The sequence below is a fragment of the Pantoea latae genome (assembly GCF_002077695.1).
In the GTDB taxonomy this organism is placed as follows: domain Bacteria; phylum Pseudomonadota; class Gammaproteobacteria; order Enterobacterales; family Enterobacteriaceae; genus Pantoea; species Pantoea latae.
Map to the genome: position 1 here is coordinate 78,145 of NZ_MWUE01000007.1, position 16,733 is coordinate 94,877.

Annotated in this window: 15 protein-coding genes; 8 read left to right on the top strand and 7 right to left on the bottom strand. The window is 65.0% G+C overall.

Going from position 1 to position 16,733, the window contains the following annotated elements; genetic code table 11:
- The first annotated feature begins 7 nt into the window (after positions 1–7).
- Entirely contained in the window at positions 8–226 is a 219-nt protein-coding gene (locus B2J69_RS04795) for an MbtH family protein (RefSeq protein WP_081136904.1), read from the top strand.
- On the top strand, positions 219–4,139 hold the full coding sequence (locus B2J69_RS04800) for an enterobactin synthase subunit F (protein WP_081136906.1): 3,921 nt from the start codon (positions 219–221) through the stop codon (positions 4,137–4,139). The genes B2J69_RS04795 and B2J69_RS04800 overlap by 8 nt, the downstream gene beginning before the upstream one ends.
- A gap of 143 nt (positions 4,140–4,282) precedes the next feature.
- Here B2J69_RS04800 and mazF read toward each other — a convergent pair whose 3' ends face one another.
- The 5 genes from mazF to fepD all read right to left on the bottom strand — a co-directional run bounded on the left by mazF (position 4,283) and on the right by fepD (position 7,915).
- Complete coding sequence (gene mazF / locus B2J69_RS04805; RefSeq protein ID WP_081136908.1) at positions 4,283–4,606, bottom strand: endoribonuclease MazF; 324 nt, start codon at positions 4,604–4,606, stop codon at positions 4,283–4,285.
- A complete protein-coding gene (locus tag B2J69_RS04810; protein ID WP_081136910.1) occupies positions 4,606–4,857 on the bottom strand; it encodes an AbrB/MazE/SpoVT family DNA-binding domain-containing protein in 252 nt (83 codons plus the stop codon). The genes mazF and B2J69_RS04810 overlap by 1 nt, the downstream gene beginning before the upstream one ends.
- A 294-nt stretch (positions 4,858–5,151) precedes the next feature.
- Positions 5,152–5,952, bottom strand: coding sequence for an ATP-binding cassette domain-containing protein (locus tag B2J69_RS04815; RefSeq protein ID WP_081136912.1), 801 nt, complete (start codon positions 5,950–5,952; stop codon positions 5,152–5,154).
- Entirely contained in the window at positions 5,949–6,929 is a 981-nt protein-coding gene (gene fepG, locus B2J69_RS04820; RefSeq protein ID WP_081136914.1) for an iron-enterobactin ABC transporter permease, read from the bottom strand. Before fepG ends, B2J69_RS04815 begins: the two co-directional genes overlap by 4 nt.
- Positions 6,926–7,915 carry a Fe(3+)-siderophore ABC transporter permease gene (gene fepD, locus B2J69_RS04825; protein WP_081136916.1) on the bottom strand — a complete coding sequence of 330 codons (990 nt, stop codon included), beginning with the start codon at positions 7,913–7,915 and terminating at the stop codon, positions 6,926–6,928. Before fepD ends, fepG begins: the two co-directional genes overlap by 4 nt.
- Positions 7,916–8,059: 144 nt before the next feature.
- On the opposite strand from fepD, the gene entS reads away from it, so the two are divergent.
- Positions 8,060–9,310 carry an enterobactin transporter EntS gene (entS, locus tag B2J69_RS04830; protein ID WP_081136918.1) on the top strand — a complete coding sequence of 417 codons (1,251 nt, stop codon included), beginning with the start codon at positions 8,060–8,062 and terminating at the stop codon, positions 9,308–9,310.
- Here entS and fepB read toward each other — a convergent pair.
- A complete protein-coding gene (gene fepB, locus B2J69_RS04835) occupies positions 9,305–10,270 on the bottom strand; it encodes a Fe2+-enterobactin ABC transporter substrate-binding protein (protein ID WP_081136920.1) in 966 nt (321 codons plus the stop codon). The genes entS and fepB overlap by 6 nt on opposite strands.
- Positions 10,271–10,447: 177 nt before the next feature.
- Between fepB and B2J69_RS04840 the strand changes: the two genes are divergently transcribed.
- From B2J69_RS04840 to B2J69_RS04860, 5 genes are read left to right on the top strand one after another with little or no spacing between them, the layout of a single operon-like run.
- Entirely contained in the window at positions 10,448–11,626 is a 1,179-nt protein-coding gene (locus B2J69_RS04840) for an isochorismate synthase (RefSeq protein ID WP_081136922.1), read from the top strand.
- A 10-nt stretch (positions 11,627–11,636) separates the two neighbouring features.
- A complete protein-coding gene (locus B2J69_RS04845) occupies positions 11,637–13,253 on the top strand; it encodes a (2,3-dihydroxybenzoyl)adenylate synthase (RefSeq protein ID WP_081136924.1) in 1,617 nt (538 codons plus the stop codon).
- Positions 13,254–13,270: 17 nt separating this feature from the next.
- Positions 13,271–14,125: an isochorismatase gene (locus tag B2J69_RS04850; RefSeq protein WP_081136926.1), complete on the top strand. Its 855-nt coding sequence runs from the start codon at positions 13,271–13,273 to the stop codon at positions 14,123–14,125.
- Entirely contained in the window at positions 14,122–14,880 is a 759-nt protein-coding gene (gene dhbA, locus B2J69_RS04855) for a 2,3-dihydro-2,3-dihydroxybenzoate dehydrogenase (protein ID WP_081136928.1), read from the top strand. The genes B2J69_RS04850 and dhbA overlap by 4 nt, the downstream gene beginning before the upstream one ends.
- Positions 14,881–14,883: 3 nt before the next feature.
- Positions 14,884–15,300 carry a hotdog fold thioesterase gene (locus B2J69_RS04860; RefSeq protein ID WP_081136930.1) on the top strand — a complete coding sequence of 139 codons (417 nt, stop codon included), beginning with the start codon at positions 14,884–14,886 and terminating at the stop codon, positions 15,298–15,300.
- A gap of 39 nt (positions 15,301–15,339) precedes the next feature.
- On the opposite strand, the gene cgtA is transcribed toward B2J69_RS04860, so the two are convergent.
- Positions 15,340–16,512 (bottom strand): Obg family GTPase CgtA, encoded by a 1,173-nt coding sequence (cgtA, locus tag B2J69_RS04865; RefSeq protein ID WP_081136932.1) that lies wholly within the window; start codon positions 16,510–16,512, stop codon positions 15,340–15,342.
- Positions 16,513–16,733 lie beyond the last annotated feature (221 nt).

Here is a 16,733-nt window from a genome sequence, read left to right on the forward strand (position 1 = left end):
GACCGATATGCAACCTAATCCCTTCGACGATCCGCAGCAGGATTGTTTCGTGCTGCAGAATGCGCAGCAGCAGTACAGCCTCTGGCCCGCGTTTCGCGCCCTGCCCGCCGGCTGGCGCAGCGTCTTCGGCCCGCAGCCGCAGACGGCGTGCCTGAGCTGGCTCAATGCGAACTGGCGCGATATTCGCCCGGCTCATTCCACCGCGAACCGGAGCGACCATGTCTGAGATGCTGATGAATTCCCTTGATACCGATCAGAAAATATTGCCGCTGGTGGCGGCGCAGCCCGGCATCTGGATGGCCGATCAGCTGTCGCAGCAGACCAACGCCTACGCGGTTGCCCACTTTGTCGAGCTGCGCGGCGTGCTGGACGGCGCGCTGCTGAGCAAGGCGATCGTCGCCGGGATGCAGGAGGCTGATACGCTGAATATGGCGTTCGGCGAGCACGAGGGCGAAGCGGTGCAGTGGCTGGCGCCGCAGCGTTTTACGCTGCCTGAGATCGTCGATCTGCGTCAGGAGGCCGATCCCGACGCCGCGGCGCGCGCGCGTATGCGCGCCGATATGTCCGGCGATCTGCGCGTGCTGAGCGGCGCGCCGCTCTGGCATCACCAGCTGATGCGCCTCGGCGAGCAGCGCTGGTTCTGGTATCAGCGCTATCATCACCTGGTGGTGGACGGCTTCAGCTTCACCGCCCTGACGCGCCGCATCGCCAATATTTACAGCGCGTGGCTGCGCGGCGAGACGCCGGAACCGACGCCGTTTACCCCATTTAGCGAGGTGGTAGAGGAGTATCAGCGCTATCAGGCGTCGCCGAGCTGGCAGCGGGACCGCGACTTCTGGCGCGAAAAGAGTGCGCAGCTGCCGCCGCCCGCCTCGCTTTCGCCGCTGCCGCTGGCCGGACAGCCCGCCAGCACCGCGCTGCTGCGCCACAGCGTTTCGCTGGACCGTGATCTTTTCCAGACGCTGGCGCAGCAGATGGCGGTCAGCGCGGCCGACGCCGCCTTTGCGCTGGTAGCGCTCTGGCTGGCGCGCCTCAGCGGCCAGAACGATTTCGCCGCCGGCTTTATTTTTATGCGCCGCATCGGCTCGGCGGCGCTCTGCGCCACCGGACCGGTGATTAACGTGCTGCCGATGGCGGTGCGCTACCGTCCCGACCAGCCGCTCAGCGCGCTGGCGCAGCAGCTGGCCGCCGAGGTGAAAAAGATGCGCCGTCATCAGCGCTTCGACGCCGAGCAGGTGCAGCGCGACGCAGGCCGCCTCGGCGACGGCGATCCGCTCTACGGCCCGGTGATCAACCTGAAGATGTTCGACTATCAGCTCGACTTTAACGGCGTGGAGGGCATCACGCACCAACTGGCGTCGGGGCCGGTGCGCGACCTCGAGATCGCCATCTATATCAGCGAACAGGGCGAGCTAACGCTGGAGCTGCTGGCCAACGCTGAGCGCTATCAGCGAGAGACGCTGGCGCGGCACGCCAGCCGTTTCGATCTGCTGCTGCGGCAGCTGGCGGCGCAGCCGGATCGCCCCTGCGGCGAACTGGATCTGCTGACCGAGGCGGAGCATCTGCAGCTGGCTGCGATCAACCAGACCGCTAAGGCGCTGCCGGCGGCCACGCTGAGCAGCCTGCTGCAGGCGCAGGCGCAGCGCACGCCGGACGCCCCCGCGCTGGCGGACGATCGCCATCAGCTCAGCTACCGCGAGATGCGTCAGCAGGTCGAGGCGCTGGCGCAGCAGCTGATTGCCAGCGGCGTGCAGCGCGGCGATATCGTCGCCGTGGCGCTGCCGCGCGCGGTCTTTCTTTCGCTGGCGCTGCAGGCGATCGTCAGCGTTGGCGCGGCCTATCTGCCGCTCGATACCGGCTATCCCGACGATCGCCTGCAGATGATGCTGGAGGACGCCGCGCCGAAAACCCTGATCACCTGCCGCGAGCTGGCGACGCGCTTTGCCGCGCTGGCGCCGGTCGAGCCGCTGTTCTATGACGCGCTGCTGCCTGCGGCGGCGGAACGCGCGCTGAGCCAGGCGCCGCGCCCGCAGGATGGCGCCTATATCATTTATACCTCCGGCTCGACCGGTCGGCCGAAAGGCGTGCTGGTCGGCCATGAGGCAATCGTCAACCGCCTGCTGTGGATGCAGGCGAGCTATCCGCTCGACGCCACAGATGTGGTGTTACAGAAGACCCCCAGCAGCTTCGACGTCTCAGTGTGGGAATTTTTCTGGCCGCTGCTGACGGGCGCGCAGCTGGTGATGGCGCCGCCGGAGGCGCACCGCGATCCCGACGCGCTACAGCAGCTTTTTGCGCGCTATCGCGTCACCACTACCCACTTTGTTCCCTCGATGCTGGCGGCGTTTGTCGCCTCGCTGCAGGACAGGGAGGCGGTGGCGCGCTGCGCCAGCCTGCGTCGCGTCTTCTGCAGCGGCGAGGCGTTGCCGGCGGATCTGTCGCGCCAGTGGGAGGTGCTGACGCAGACGCCGCTGCATAATCTCTACGGCCCGACCGAAGCGGCGGTGGACGTCAGCTATTATCCCGCCTTCGGCCCGGAGCTGGCGGCTGTGGAAGGCGCCAGCGTGCCGATCGGCTTCCCGGTCTGGAACACCGGCCTGCGCATCCTCGACGCGCGTCTGCAGCCGGTTCCGCCAGGCGTCGCGGGCGATCTCTATCTCACCGGCGTGCAGCTGGCGCACGGCTATCTCGATCGCCCTGACCTTACCGCCAGCCGTTTTGTCGCCGATCCCTACGGCAACGGCACGCGCATGTACCGCACCGGCGACGTGGCGCGCTGGCTGGCGAACGGCGCGGTGGAATATCTGGGCCGCAGCGACGATCAGCTGAAAATCCGCGGCCAGCGTATCGAGCTGAACGAAATCGACCATGCGCTGGCGGCGCTGCCGGGCGTGCAGCAGGCGGTAACCCATGCGGTGGTGCTGGGCAATGCCGGCGCGCAGCAGGGCGACGCGCGTCAGCTGGTCGGCTATGTGGTGGCGGATCGGCCTATCGACGCCGAGGCGATGCGCGCCGCGCTGGCGCAGCAGCTGCCCGCGCATATGGTGCCGGTGGCGATCGTCGCGCTGGAGGCGCTGCCGCTCAGCAGCAACGGCAAGCTGGACCGCAAAGCGCTGCCGCTGCCGCAAAGCCGCGCGGGCGACGCGAGCCGCGCGCCGCTGCCGGGTCTGGAGACGCACCTGGCAGATGCCTTCGCCGCGCTGCTGGAACGCGACAGCGTCGGCGCGCAGGAGGATTTCTTCGCCCTCGGCGGCCACTCGCTGCTGGCGATGCGGCTGGCGGCGCAGCTGCGGCGCGCGCTGAAGCAGCCGGTTTCCGTCGGTCAGATCATGGTCGCCTCGACGGTAGAGAAGCTGGCGGCGCTGCTGAGCGATGCGCAGGCGGCGCAAACCGCCGGCTTCGAGCCGGTGCTGCCGCTGCGTCGCGGCAGCGGGCCGACGCTGTTCTGCTTCCATCCGGCGTCGGGCTTCGCCTGGCAGTTCAGCATTCTGCAGCGCTATCTCGACGCGCGCTGGTCCATTATCGGCATTCAGTCACCCGACGCCAGCGGCCCGCTCAGTCAGGCGGCGCATCTTGATGAGGTGTGCGACGCGCATCTCGCCACGCTGCGCCAGCAGCAGCCGCACGGCCCCTACTATTTCCTCGGCTATTCGCTGGGCGGCACCCTGGCGCAGGGCATCGCTGCGCGGCTGGAGGCGCTGGGTGAAGAGGTAGCATTCCTCGGCCTGCTCGACACCTGGCCGCCGGAAACGCAGAACTGGGACGAGAAGCGCGGCAAGAATCAGCTCGATCCGGCGGTGCTGGAGGAGGTAAACCGCGAGCGCGAGCAGTTTGTCGCCGCGCAGCGTCAGCAGGCGGGCGAAGGGCTGGAGGCGATGTTCGATGCGATCGAGGCCAACTACGCCAGCTCGGTTCGGCTGCTGGCGACGGCGCGCAGCGCGCGCTTCAGCGGCCGCGCCACGCTGTTCCTCGCCACCGAGACGCAGCAGCCGGGACAGGACGCGCGCCGCGCCTGGGCGCCCTATGTCGGCGAGCTGGAGGTGCGGCCGCTGGCGTGCGCCCACGTCGAGATTATCTCGCCGCGCATGTTCGAGCAGATCGGGCCGCAATTGCAGCAATTGCTGGCAAGATTTGACTGACGTCCTGAATACACATCCGGTGCCATGTCTGGAAGATATGGATATGCCGGGGCATCAGTTGGCGATGTAGGCTAAGGAGCCGCAGGGAGGTGAGACGCTGTGCTTTGGCGTGGTCACCCACACCCTGGGGAGGCTGCGGTGAATCAGCCGATCAGCAGACGTGCTTTAACGCGGACCGCTTCAAGCTCTTGCGGGGTAGCGCGGCCCTTCGGCGCCGCGTTGCGCGCTTTCCAGTCGAGGTTACGAACCTGGTCCGCCAGGGCAACATTTGCGGGTGCGCCGGCGATGGGCACTTCAAACGGGTTACCTTTGATCCTGGTAGTGAGCGGAACGCAAACCATCATGCCAATGCGGTTGTAAATCGCCGGGCTCATGACCAGCGCCGGCCTGCGGCCAGCTTGCTCATGCCCGGCCTGAGGAGTGAAATCGAGCCAGAGAATATCGCCGGCGTCAGGAACAGATTGCATTACCAAACCTCCTGGCCTTGTGGGTCTCCGAAGTCTGTTTCGCCATGAATGTTTTCAGGGGTTACCTGGCTCATGAGCATCTCGAGCGTGACCTGGCGCACGGGTTGAATGACCAGACACTGCACGTTATTAGAATCCGTCTGAACAGTGACCTCGACTTCTTCGTTTATGTCCATGTTCATCAAGGCCATCATGTGTGCGGGAATGCGCACCGCTGGGCTATTGCCCCAACGTTTGATTGTCTGTCGCATCTTTAGTACTCCGGTTTAACAAGTTGCCGCTGCTTCTTCGTCTGCTGCAGCCACTTCTGTTGTCGAAGAGAGTCTACTCTGCAATCAAACCTGTATCAACATTGTATCTACTCGAGTGCTCCTGGTTGCCTTTATGATGTCTCTCTTTGCCGATCAGCGAATCGCTGCGCTTGTTCATCAAATCTGCGCCGTCGCAACTGACGCTAATGCAGCGCGTAGAGGTCTGAAAGGGGTGGGCACGGAACGCGTTGCTCTTCGGACCCGACGACCCGCTCCTTTATACGCACTAGCTCCTCAGTTGCGCCCGCGTCCCAGCGGCACAATCATCGGCGTATGCGCCACCGGATCCTCGACGATAATGCAGCGCAGCCCGTAGACCGCCTCAATCAATTCCGGCGTGACGATCTCGGACGGCCTGCCCTCGGCGACAATCTGGCCGCTGCGCATCGCAATCAGGTGGGTGGCGTAGCGGCACGCCTGATTCAGATCGTGCAGCACCACCACCAGCGTGCGGTGATGCTGCTGATTGAGATCCTGCATCAGCTCCAGCAGCTCGATCTGGTGGGTGATATCGAGCCAGGTGGTGGGCTCGTCCAGCAGCAGCAGCGGCGTCTGCTGTGCCAGCACCATGGCGATCCAGACGCGCTGGCGCTGACCGCCGGAAAGCTGATCCACCGGCTGCGCGGCGATATCCGCCACGCCGGTCGCCTGCATCGCCTGCTGCACCGCCGCCTCATCCTCATCGCGCCAGCGGCCAAACAGCGGCTGATGCGGATAGCGGCCGCGCGCCACCAGCTCGCTGACGCTGATGCCCGACGGCGCCTGCGAACTTTGCGGCAGCAGCCCGAGACGCCGCGCCACCTCTTTGGTGGAGAGACGCGAAATCGCCTCGCCGTCGAGCAGCACCTGCCCTTTCAGCGGCGGCGCCAGCCGGCTCAGCGCGCGCAGCAGCGTCGACTTGCCGCAGGCGTTGGGGCCGATAATCACCGTCAGTTCGCCGTCTGGAATGGTCACCGACAGCGCCTCCGCCACGATTTTTTTCTCGTAGCCCAGCGTCAGCGCGTCGCCCTGCAGGCGTGCACTCTTCTCTCTCATTGGCGTCGCGCCTCCCGAACCAGTAGAGCAATCAGATATAGGCCGCCGAGGCTGACGGTAATCACGCCGACCGGCAGCTGGTAAGGCAGGAAAAGATGCTGCGCCGCGTAGTCCGCCGCCAGCAGCAGCAGCGCGCCGCACAGCGCCGCCAGCGGCAGCGCGCCTTTGATGCCGCCGCACAGGCGACGGGCGATCTGCGGCGCCAGCAGCGCGACGAACGAAATCGGCCCGGCCAGCGCGGTCGAGGCGGCGGTCAGCACCACGCCGATCAGCATCAGCCACAGGCGACTGCGCTCCACCGGCACGCCCAGCGCGCAGGCGGTGTCGTCGCCCATCTCCATCAGCCGCATACGTCGCGCCAGCAGCGCGGTAAGCAGCAGCGCCGCCAGCAGCACCGCGATCACCGGCACCGCTTTTGCCCAGGTGATGCCGTTCAGCGAGCCGGCGCTCCATAGCCCCGCGCTGAGCGCCGCCTCCAGCGAGGCGCTGATAATCAGCCAGCCGTTGAGCGCCATCAGCAGCGCGCGCACGCTAATGCCGACGATAATCAGCCGAAAGGTCTCTACGCCGTTGCGCCAGGCAAACAGGTAAACCACGCCCGCGGTGAGCACGCCGCCCAGCAGCGCCGCCAGCGTCACGATTTCGCTGTTCTGATGAAACAGCACCAGCGCCACCAGCACGCCGCTGTAGGCGCCGGTATTAAAGCCGAGAATATCGGGACTGCCGAGCGGGTTGCGCAGCAGCGACTGAAAAATCGCGCCGCTGACGCCCAGCGCCGCGCCAATCAGCAGCGCCATCGCCACGCGCGGCAGCCGCCACTCCAGCACGATCAGCTGCACGTTGCGCGCCGCCTCGCCGGTGAATAACTGCCACAGCTGCGCGCCCGAAACCGGCAGCGCGCCGCGCGTCACGCCGAAAAACGCCAGCAGCGCGCAGGCCGCCAGCAGCCAGATGGCCTGCATCGTCGCCCGGCTCATATCTGCCCTCTCCCCAGTTTGCGACGCACCAGCACAATCAGCATCGGCGCGCCGAGCAGCGCGGTGACCACCGACACGCGCAGCTCGCCGGGCACCATCACCCGCCCCAGAATATCGGCCGCCAGTAGCAGGCAAGGGGTGATCAGCAGCGTGCCCGGCAGCATCCAGCGGTGATCGTTGCCCCACAGCCAGCGCGCCAGATGGGGCGTCATCAGCCCGACAAACGCGATGGGACCAACGGCGGCGGTGGCGGCACCGCTTAACAGGGCGATAGCCAGCAGCCCCAGCAGCTGGGTGCGCGCCACGCGCGTGCCGAGCGCCGTTGCCAGATCGCCGCCCATGCTCAGGCTGTTAAGCGCGCGCGACAGCAGCAGCGCGATCAGCGCGCCGACTGCCACCGCCGGCCAGGTGGCGCGCAGCACGGCAAAGCTGCGGATATCGAGCGAGCCGCTGTGCCAGAAGCGCAGATGATCGTAAATATCAGGATTAAGCAGAGAGAGCCCGGAGGTCAGCCCTTCCAGCACCGCGCCCAGCGCCACGCCCGCCAGCGTCAGCCGCACCGGATTGACCCGGCCGCCGCCCAGCGCGCCGGTCAGCGCCACCAGCAGCGACGCCAGCAGCGCGCCGCCGAAGGCGAAGCCGAGCCAGTCAGCGGGCGAATCCGCGCCGAACAGCGCGATACCCAACACCACGGCGAAGCCAGCGCCCGCGTTGACGCCGAGAATGCCGGGATCGGCAAGCGGATTGCGCGTCAGGCTCTGCATCAGCGCGCCCGCCAGTCCCAGCGCGCAGCCCGCCAGCAGGCCGGCGAGGGTGCGCGGCAGACGCGCTTCGCGCAGGATAACGCAGTCGGCGCTGTCGCAGTGGCTGGTCAGAGCAAGAGAGAGAGTATGAATGGGGATCGATTTGGCGCCGAGCATCAGGCTGAGCGCGATCAAGAGCAACAGCAGCATCCCTGAGGCGGCTATTGCGGTGAGTTGGCGCATAACGTTCCGAACCTTCACTGTTCACTGACGCCGCTGGCGCGTCAATTTGATAATGATACTTATTATCGTTATTACTCGTATTTTTGTATGTTACCATGATTCGCCTCGACCATAACGAGGAAAACCGCAGCAAAAGGCGAACAAATGAACAAACCCTCCCATCTGATCGATCTCAGCCTGTTGAAGACCCATCCCGCTTTTCGCGCCGTCTTTATCGCCCGCTTTATCTCTATCGTCGCACTCGGCATGCTGGCGATCGCCGTTCCGGTGCAGATCCAGCAGCTGACCCGCTCGCCCGCGCTGGTCGGGCTGGCCGTTACCCTGGCGGGCGCGGGCATGTTTGTCGGGCTGCTCACCGGCGGCGTGCTGGCGGATCGCTATGAGCGCAAGCGCCTGATCCTGATTGCGCGCTCCACCTGCAGCCTTGGCTTCGTAGCGCTGGCGATCAACGCCTCTCTGCCGACCCCATCGGTCGCCGCGGTTTTCCTGCTCGGCCTGTGGGACGGCTTTTTCGGCGCAATTGGCGTCACCGCGCTGCTGGCGGCCACGCCGGCGCTGGTGGGACGGGAAAACCTGATGCAGGCGGGCGCCATCACCATGCTGACGGTGCGCTTCGGCGCCATTCTCTCGCCCGCGGTCGGCGGTCTGGTGCTGGCGCACGGCGGCGCGGCGTGGAACTACGGCCTCGCCGCCTTCGGCACGCTGCTTACCGTGTTAACCCTGCTGCGGCTGCCGCTGATGCCGCCGCCGCCTCAGCCGCGCGAGCATCCGCTGCGGGCGCTCGCCAGCGGCGTGCAGTTTCTGTTTACCGCACCGCTGGTCGGCATGGCGGCGCTGATCGGCGCGCTGGTGACGCTGGCGAGCGCGGTGCGCGTGCTCTATCCGGCGCTGGCACCGCACTGGCAGGTCAGCCTCAACGAACTCGGCCTGATGTACGCCGCCGTGCCGCTCGGCGCGGCGCTGGGCGCGCTGACTAGCGGACGGCTGGCGAACTCGCCGCAGCCCGGCCGGCTGATTTTAGGCAGCGCCATCGCCGCTTTTCTCGCGCTTGGGCTGTTCAGCCTGATGCCGCAGTTCGCGCTCGGGCTGGCGTGCCTGGCGGCGTTCGGCTACTTCAGCGCGGTAAACAGCCTGGTGCAGTATCAGTTGATCCAGTCGCTGACGCCCGATGCGCTGCTGGGCCGCATCAACAGCCTGTGGACGGCGCAGAACGTCACCGGCGATGCGATCGGCGCGGCGATGATTGGCGCAATGGGTTCCTGGCTGCTGCCGCAGCAGGCCGCCGCGCTGTTCGGCTTCGGCGCGGCGCTGCTGGGCGGGGTGATGTGGATAGCGATGGCGCGGCTACGCCGCTATCAGCCGCCAGCACCGGCGCTGGCGGAAGAGGCGTTATGATTTAACGAACAGCTGTTCCAGACGCGTCAGCAGATGCGTGGCGCTGTAGTAGTCGAGCCGGAACGTATCTGCGCCCAGCGCATAAACCTGCTGCTGCTTCACCGCCGCAGTCTGCGCCAGGAAGGGGTTCTGCATCAGCTGCTGCGCAGTCTGATCCTCGGCGGCGAACAGCAGGAACGTCTTGCCGTTCAGGCCGCTGGCGACATTCTCGCCGGAGAGCTGAATAATATCTTTGCGCTGGCCCATGCTGTGGGTCTGCTGCAGGCCCGCAGGCGGCACGGCGAGCGTAAAGCCGAGCTGCTCCAGCAGCTTGCCCTGCGCCGATTCGCTGGTCCAGAGGTTCACCGCGCGGCCGCCGCCGTTAAACACCATAGCGGAGACCGGCTGCGGCGGCAGCGCGATTTTCTGCTTCAGCGCCGCTTCCTGCGCGTCAAACGCCTTCACGCGCGCCGCCGCGTCCGCCTCATGCCCGGTCGCCTCGCCGAGCAGCGTCACCAGCTGCTGCCAGCTTTTATCGTCATAGTTCACCACCAGCGTCGGCGCGATGGCCGAAAGCTGATCCACCAGCTTGATGGCGGAGTCGTTGCCGGTGGCGCTGACGATAATCAGATCGGGCGCTTCGGCGGCCACCGCTTCGGCGCTCGGCTCGCCGATATAGAGGCGCTTGAGCTGTTTGCGCTTCGCGACGTCGCCCCACTGGCGGAAAAAGCCCTGCTCGTCTGCCAGTCGGCTGCCTGGCGCGGTTGCGCCGCTGGCGATCACCGGCGCGTCAATCGCCAGCAGCGAACCGGTCAGGGTCACGCTGGTCGAGACGATGCGCTGCGGCGCCTGCTGCAGCGTAACGCTGCCGCTGGCGCTGTGCAGCGTGCGCGGCCAGCCGCCCTCGGCGCGCGCGTCAGGGTTGGCCAGCAGCGTGACGAGCGCCAGCGCGGCAACCGTCAGAAAACTCCGCTTAATCATAAGATTCCGTCCACCTTTTGCTGTAAGAGATCGCCCCGTAAATTTTCCTAATCACGCCTGACGCGTGCGCTGAACGCCGCGAATTTATTGACACTCCAGCGTAATCAACGTAGGTTACAGGGCCACAATACAAATGATAATCATTATTAGTTATCTTATCATTTATAGGTGAAAATTATGGTGGAAACGTTGACGTTTGGAAATCCCCTGCTCCAGGATTTCTCCGCGCTCTGTCGGGGATTTATCTTCACATCACCGTGGCGCAGTATCGCTACGCAAGGCTGCTACACCACCGTCACCACCCCGGTGACCGATGGCGACGCGCTGGACGGCGAGTTTCAACAGCAGCTGCGGCGTCACTTCGCGGCGGCGAAAAAAGAGGGCATCGCCCAGCCGATCCTGGTCGGCGCCATCCCGTTCGACGTGACGCAGCCCGCTGCGCTGTTTATCCCTGAATCGCATCAAACCTTTAACCGCGCCGATCTGCAGGCTGCGCTGCCAGCCGCGCAGGCGCCGCTGCCGCAGGTGCGTCGTCGCGCCGCCGTGCCGGAGCATGACGTCTTTACCGCGATGGTGGCGCAGGCCGTCGCCGCCACGCAGCGCGGCGAGCTGGATAAAGCGGTGCTGTCGCGCCTGATGGATATCGTCACCGAACAGCCGGTGGATATTGCCGCGCTGATGCAGCGCATCGTGGCGCAAAACCCTAATACGTATCACTTCCATCTGCCGCTGCCACAGGGCGGCTCGCTGGTTGGCGCCAGCCCGGAACTGATGCTGCGCAAGCAGGGAGGCGATTTCAGCTCCTGCCCGCTCGCCGGCTCCGCGCGACGCGACGCCGACGCGCAGCGCGACAAAGCCGCTGGCGACGCCCTGATGCAGTCAACGAAAGATCGTCACGAGCACAAGCTGGTGACCGACGCGATGCGCGATGTGCTGCAGCCGCGCAGCCGCCTGCTTTCGGTGCCCGCCACGCCCTCGCTGCTCAACACCGCCACGCTGTGGCATCTGGCGACGCAGATCGACGGCGAAGCGCGCGACGAGCGTGAGAATGCGCTGTCGCTCGCCTGTTTGCTGCATCCGACCCCGGCGCTGAGCGGCTTTCCGCACCAGCGCGCCCAGCAGCTGATCCAGACGCTGGAGCCGTTTGAGCGCCAGCTGTTCGGCGGCATTGTCGGCTGGTGCGACGAACAGGGCAACGGCGAATGGGTCGTGACCATCCGCTGCGGCACCGTGCACGGCGCGCGGGTGCGCCTGTTTGCCGGCGCGGGCATTGTGGCGGATTCGCAACCGGAATCAGAATGGCGCGAGACCGGTGTCAAACTCGACACCATGCTGCGCGCTTTTGGACTGCAATAAAGGAAATACCATGTCGATCCCCTATCACCGCTGGCCAGACGATCTGGCGGCGCGCTACCGCGAGAAAGGCTACTGGCTGGATGTGCCGATGACCGATATCCTCGCGCGTCATCAACAGAGCGACGCCATCGCCGTTATCGAAGGCGATCTGCAGCTGAGCTACCGTCAGCTGGCGCAGCGCAGCGACAACCTGGCTGCGGCGCTGCGGCGCCGCGGGCTGAAAAACGGCGACACCGCGCTGGTGCAGCTGGGCAACGTCGCTGATTTCTACGTCACCGTCTTTGCGCTGTTTAAGCTGGGCGTCGCCTCGGTCTATGCGCTGTTCAGCCACCAGCGCACCGAGCTGCAGGCCTACGCCGCGCAGATCGAGCCTGCACTGCTTATCGCCGATCGCCGCCATGCGCTGTTCGCCGACGACGGCTTTATCGACGCGCTGTGCGCCGATTGCCCGTCGCTGCGTCAGGTGATCCTGCGCAACGACAGCCAGCCGGAAAATACCCTGGAGGCGCTGATGGCCGAAGCGGCGGGCGACTTCCAGCCGACGCCAACCGCCGCCGACGAAGTGGCGTTTTTCCAGCTCTCCGGCGGCAGCACCGGCACGCCTAAGCTGATCCCGCGCACCCATAACGACTACTACTACAGCATTCGCGCCAGCGACGAGATTTGCGCGGTCAGCGCCGACACGCGCTATCTTATCGCCCTGCCCGCGCCGCATAACTTCGCCATGAGTTCCCCTGGCGCGCTCGGCGTCTTTTATGCGGGCGGCCAGGTGATTCTGGCGGAGGATCCCAGCGCGACGAACTGTTTCCCGCTGATTGAAAAGCATCGCGTGACCGACACCGGCCTGGTGCCGCCCGCCGTCAGCCTCTGGCTGCAGGCGATTAATGAGTGGGGCAGCAATCAGGCGCTGACGTCGCTGCAGCGCATGCAGGTCGGCGGCGCGAAGCTGGGCGAAACCCTGGCGGCGCGCATTCAGCGCGAAATCGGCTGCCAGCTGCAGCAGGTGTTCGGCATGGCGGAAGGGCTGGTGAACTACACTCGCTTCGACGACGACGAAAAAACCATCCTTACCACCCAGGGCCGTCCGATTTCGCCCGACGATGAGGTGTGGGTGGCGGACGAAAACGGCGACCCGCTGCCAGCCGGCGCCATCGGCCGCCTGATGACGCGCGGCCCTTACACCTTCCGCGGCTACTATAAAAGCCCGGCGCACAACGCGGCCAGCTTCGACGCCGAGGGGTTCTACTGCTCAGGGGATCTGATTGAGATTAACGAGCGGGGCTACATTACCGTGCAGGGCCGCGAAAAAGATCAGATCAACCGCGGCGGCGAGAAGATTGCCGCGGAAGAGATCGAAAATCTGCTGCAGCGCCATCCCGAGGTGATCCATGCGGCGCTGGTGTCGATGCACGACGAGCTGATGGGCGAAAAGAGCTGTGCCTTTATCGTCGCGCGTCAGCCGATCAAACCGGTGGCGCTGCGTCGCCATCTGCGCGAGCTGGGCGTCGCCGAATATAAACTGCCCGATCGCATTACCTGCGTGGATGAACTGCCGCTGACGCCAGTCGGCAAAGTAGACAAGAAACGTTTGCGCCAACAGCTTGCCGATCAACAAGCGCAAGCCTGACCTGTTCCGGAGATTTTATGGCTATTCCAAAACTGACCTCATACTCGCTGCCTGCCGCCGCCGAGCTGCCCGCCAACAAGGTGAAATGGACGCTGGAGCCGCAGCGCGCCGCGCTGCTGATCCACGATATGCAGGCCTATTTTCTTAACTTCTGGGGCGAAAACAGCCCGCTGGTCAATCAGGTGGTGGAGAACATCGCCCGCCTGCGCGCGTACTGCAAGTCGCAGGGCATTCCGGTGTTCTACACCGCGCAGCCCAACCAGCAGAGCGATGAAGATCGCGCGCTGCTGAACGATATGTGGGGATCCGGCCTGAACAAACACCCCGATCAGCAGAAGATCGTGGATGCGCTGGCGCCCGACGCCGACGATCAGGTGCTGACCAAGTGGCGTTACAGCGCCTTCGTGCGCTCGCCGCTGGAGTCGATCCTGCAGGAGATGGGGCGCGATCAGCTGATCATCACCGGCGTGTACGCCCACATTGGCTGTCTGACTACCGCCACCGACGCCTTTATGCGCAACATCCAGCCCTTTATGGTGGCCGATGCGCTGGCCGACTTCAGCCGCGAAGAGCATATGATGGCGCTGACCTACACCGCCGGCCGCAGCGGCAAAGTAGTGATGACCGCCGATCTGATGCCGCTGCCGCTCAGCAAAGACGATCTGCGCGCGCTGATCCTGCCGCTGCTGGAAGATGACGACGTGCCGGAAGATGATGAGAACCTGATCGACTACGGCCTCGACTCGGTGCGCGTGATGGCGCTGGCGGCGCGCTGGCGTCAGGTGCACGGCGATATCGATTTTGTCAGCCTGGCGAAAAACCCCACCATCGACGGCTGGTGGGCGCTGCTGTCACGGGAGCCTGCGCAATGAGCCACGCTTTCGACTTTAGCGGCAAGCAGGTCTGGGTGACCGGCGCAGGCCAGGGCATCGGCTACCACACCGCGCTGGCGTTTCACGCGGCGGGCGCGCAGGTGCAGGGCTTCGACCTGCGCTTTCACGACCATCCCTACCCTTTCGCCTGCCATACGCTGGACGTCGCCGATCCCGAAGAGGTGAAAAGCCGCTGCGCGCCTCTGCTGGCGCAGCAGCCGCGCCTTGACGTGCTGGTGAACGGCGCGGGCATTTTGCGCATCGGCGCCACCGACGAGATTTCCGTTGCGGATTTCCAGGCCTGCCTGGCGGTCAACGTCGGCGGCGCCTTCAACATGTACCAGCAGACGCTGCCGGTGTTCCGCCAGCAGCGCGCGGGCGCCATCGTCACTATCGCCTCGAACTCGGCGCACGCGCCGCGTATCGGCATGTCCGCGTACGGCGCGTCGAAAGCCGCGCTGCGCAGCCTCGCCCTGACGGTCGGCCTGGAAATGGCGCCCTACGGCGTGCGCTGTAACATCGTCTCGCCCGGCTCGACCGACACCGAGATGCAGCGCAGCCTGTGGCATACGCCAACCGCCGAGCAGGAGATGATCGACGGCTTCCCGGATCAGTACAAGCTGGGGATCCCGCTGCGTAAAATCGCCACGCCGCAGGAGATCGCCCATAACGTGCTGTTCCTCGCCTCGGATCTCGCCAGCCATGTGGTGCTGCAGGATATCGTGGTAGACGGCGGCGCGACGCTGGGAGCCTGACCGATGGCGATCTGGAAACGCGCCACCGACCTCGACGCGCTAAACGCCATCGGCGATAACTCGCTGGTGGCGCATATCGGCATCCGCTTTACCGCCATCGGCGACGATTATCTGGAGGCGGTGATGCCGGTCGACGCGCGCACCCATCAGCCTTTCGGCCTGCTGCACGGCGGTGCTTCGGTGGTGCTGGCGGAGTCGATGGGGTCGATCGCCGGCTACCTCTGCACCGAAGAGGGCAAAAGCGTGGTCGGCATTGAGGTCAACGCCAGCCACCACCGCTCGGTCTCCAGCGGCGAAGTGCGCGGCATCTGCCGTCCGCTGCATATCGGCTCGCGCAATCAGGTGTGGCAGATTGAGATCCGCAACGCGCGCGGCCAGCTCTGCTGCTCGTCGCGCCTGACGGTGGCGGTGCTGGGGTAATGAAAAAGGGACAGCTTTCGCTGTCCCTTTTCTCTGGCATTAACGCTGGTAGATGATTTCGACGCCTTCGTCGTCATCTTCGTCCCAGTCGTCATCCCACTCTTCGTCTTCTTCTTCCACCACGCTTTCCATCGCTTCACGGTGGTAATCATCCCACATGAACTCGACTTTTTCGGGTTTCTTCTCTTCTTCTTCCGCCTCTTTCGGGTTGGCGTTGATGAAGCTCATCACGTCCCAGCAGAGATCCTGCACGCCCTGACGGCTTGCCGCGGAGATCAGGTAATATTTGTCTTCCCAGCCCAGCGCCTCGGCAACCGCTTTGGCGCGAATTTGCGCTTCTTCTTCGCCGATCACGTCGATTTTATTGAACACCAGCCAGCGCGGCTTGTTGAACAGCTTGTCGCTGTACTTCTCCAGCTCGCCGAGAATAATGCGCGCGTTTTCCACCGGATCGGACTCGTCGATCGGCGCGATGTCGATAAGGTGCAGCAGCACGCGGCAGCGCTCAAGGTGCTTCAGGAAGCGAATGCCGAGGCCAGCGCCGTCGGCGGCGCCTTCAATCAGCCCCGGAATATCGGCGACCACAAAGCTCTGCTCGCTGTCCATGCGCACCACGCCCAGGCTTGGCACCAGGGTGGTAAACGGATAGTCCGCCACTTTCGGCTTGGCGGCCGAGACGGCGCGGATAAAGGTCGATTTACCGGCGTTCGGCAGGCCGAGCATGCCGACGTCCGCCAGCAGCATCAGCTCCAGCTGCAAATCGCGCTTCTCGCCCGGCGTACCCATGGTTTTCTGACGCGGGGTACGGTTGACTGAGGATTTAAAGCGCGTGTTGCCCAGGCCGTGCCAGCCGCCTTTGGCGACCATCAGCTTCTGCTCGTGACGCGTCATGTCGCCCAGCGTTTCGCCGGTGCCCTGATCGATCACGCGCGTGCCAACCGGCACCTTGACGATAATGTCCTGACCGCGCTTGCCGGTGCAGTCGCGGCTCTGGCCGTTCTGCCCGCGTTCGGCGCGGAAGGATTTCTCAAAGCGATAGTCAATCAGGGTGTTCAGGTTCTCGTCGGCAACCAGATAGACGTCGCCGCCGTCGCCGCCGTCGCCGCCGTCCGGGCCGCCTTTCGGAATATATTTTTCACGGCGGAAGCTGACGCAGCCATTGCCGCCATCGCCGGCAACCACCAGGATTGTCGCTTCATCAACAAACTTCATTTTCTTTCTCCGTCACACAATCGTCCGCACGCTGTCGCAGCGCGGCGGACGGGTCCGCCAGGGTCTGTCTGCGCTGACCGGCGGCGGATAAATCAGGACTGATTTACATCAGGCGTACATAAAGTGTACAGCAATACAGAGCGACAGGTCGCAGAATGTAAAAAGCCCCGCAATGGCTGCGGGGCTTTTATTCGTGCGTTCAGACAGTCGCTGTCTGCGTC

What these genes read in the sequence shown, in the direction of transcription:
- dhbA (WP_081136928.1), top strand. Translation starts at nt 14,122, where the DNA reads ATGAGCCACGCTTTCGACTTTAGCGGCAAGCAGGTCTGGGTGACCGGC.
- cgtA (WP_081136932.1), bottom strand. Translation starts at nt 16,512, where the DNA reads ATGAAGTTTGTTGATGAAGCGACAATCCTGGTGGTTGCCGGCGATGGC.
- fepD (WP_081136916.1), bottom strand. Translation starts at nt 7,915, where the DNA reads ATGCGCCAACTCACCGCAATAGCCGCCTCAGGGATGCTGCTGTTGCTC.
- entS (WP_081136918.1), top strand. Translation starts at nt 8,060, where the DNA reads ATGAACAAACCCTCCCATCTGATCGATCTCAGCCTGTTGAAGACCCAT.
- B2J69_RS04845 (WP_081136924.1), top strand. Translation starts at nt 11,637, where the DNA reads ATGTCGATCCCCTATCACCGCTGGCCAGACGATCTGGCGGCGCGCTAC.
- B2J69_RS04800 (WP_081136906.1), top strand. Translation starts at nt 219, where the DNA reads ATGTCTGAGATGCTGATGAATTCCCTTGATACCGATCAGAAAATATTG.
- B2J69_RS04850 (WP_081136926.1), top strand. Translation starts at nt 13,271, where the DNA reads ATGGCTATTCCAAAACTGACCTCATACTCGCTGCCTGCCGCCGCCGAG.
- B2J69_RS04795 (WP_081136904.1), top strand. Translation starts at nt 8, where the DNA reads ATGCAACCTAATCCCTTCGACGATCCGCAGCAGGATTGTTTCGTGCTG.
- B2J69_RS04815 (WP_081136912.1), bottom strand. Translation starts at nt 5,952, where the DNA reads ATGAGAGAGAAGAGTGCACGCCTGCAGGGCGACGCGCTGACGCTGGGC.
- B2J69_RS04840 (WP_081136922.1), top strand. Translation starts at nt 10,448, where the DNA reads ATGGTGGAAACGTTGACGTTTGGAAATCCCCTGCTCCAGGATTTCTCC.
- B2J69_RS04860 (WP_081136930.1), top strand. Translation starts at nt 14,884, where the DNA reads ATGGCGATCTGGAAACGCGCCACCGACCTCGACGCGCTAAACGCCATC.
- mazF (WP_081136908.1), bottom strand. Translation starts at nt 4,606, where the DNA reads ATGCAATCTGTTCCTGACGCCGGCGATATTCTCTGGCTCGATTTCACT.
- fepB (WP_081136920.1), bottom strand. Translation starts at nt 10,270, where the DNA reads ATGATTAAGCGGAGTTTTCTGACGGTTGCCGCGCTGGCGCTCGTCACG.
- B2J69_RS04810 (WP_081136910.1), bottom strand. Translation starts at nt 4,857, where the DNA reads ATGCGACAGACAATCAAACGTTGGGGCAATAGCCCAGCGGTGCGCATT.
- fepG (WP_081136914.1), bottom strand. Translation starts at nt 6,929, where the DNA reads ATGAGCCGGGCGACGATGCAGGCCATCTGGCTGCTGGCGGCCTGCGCG.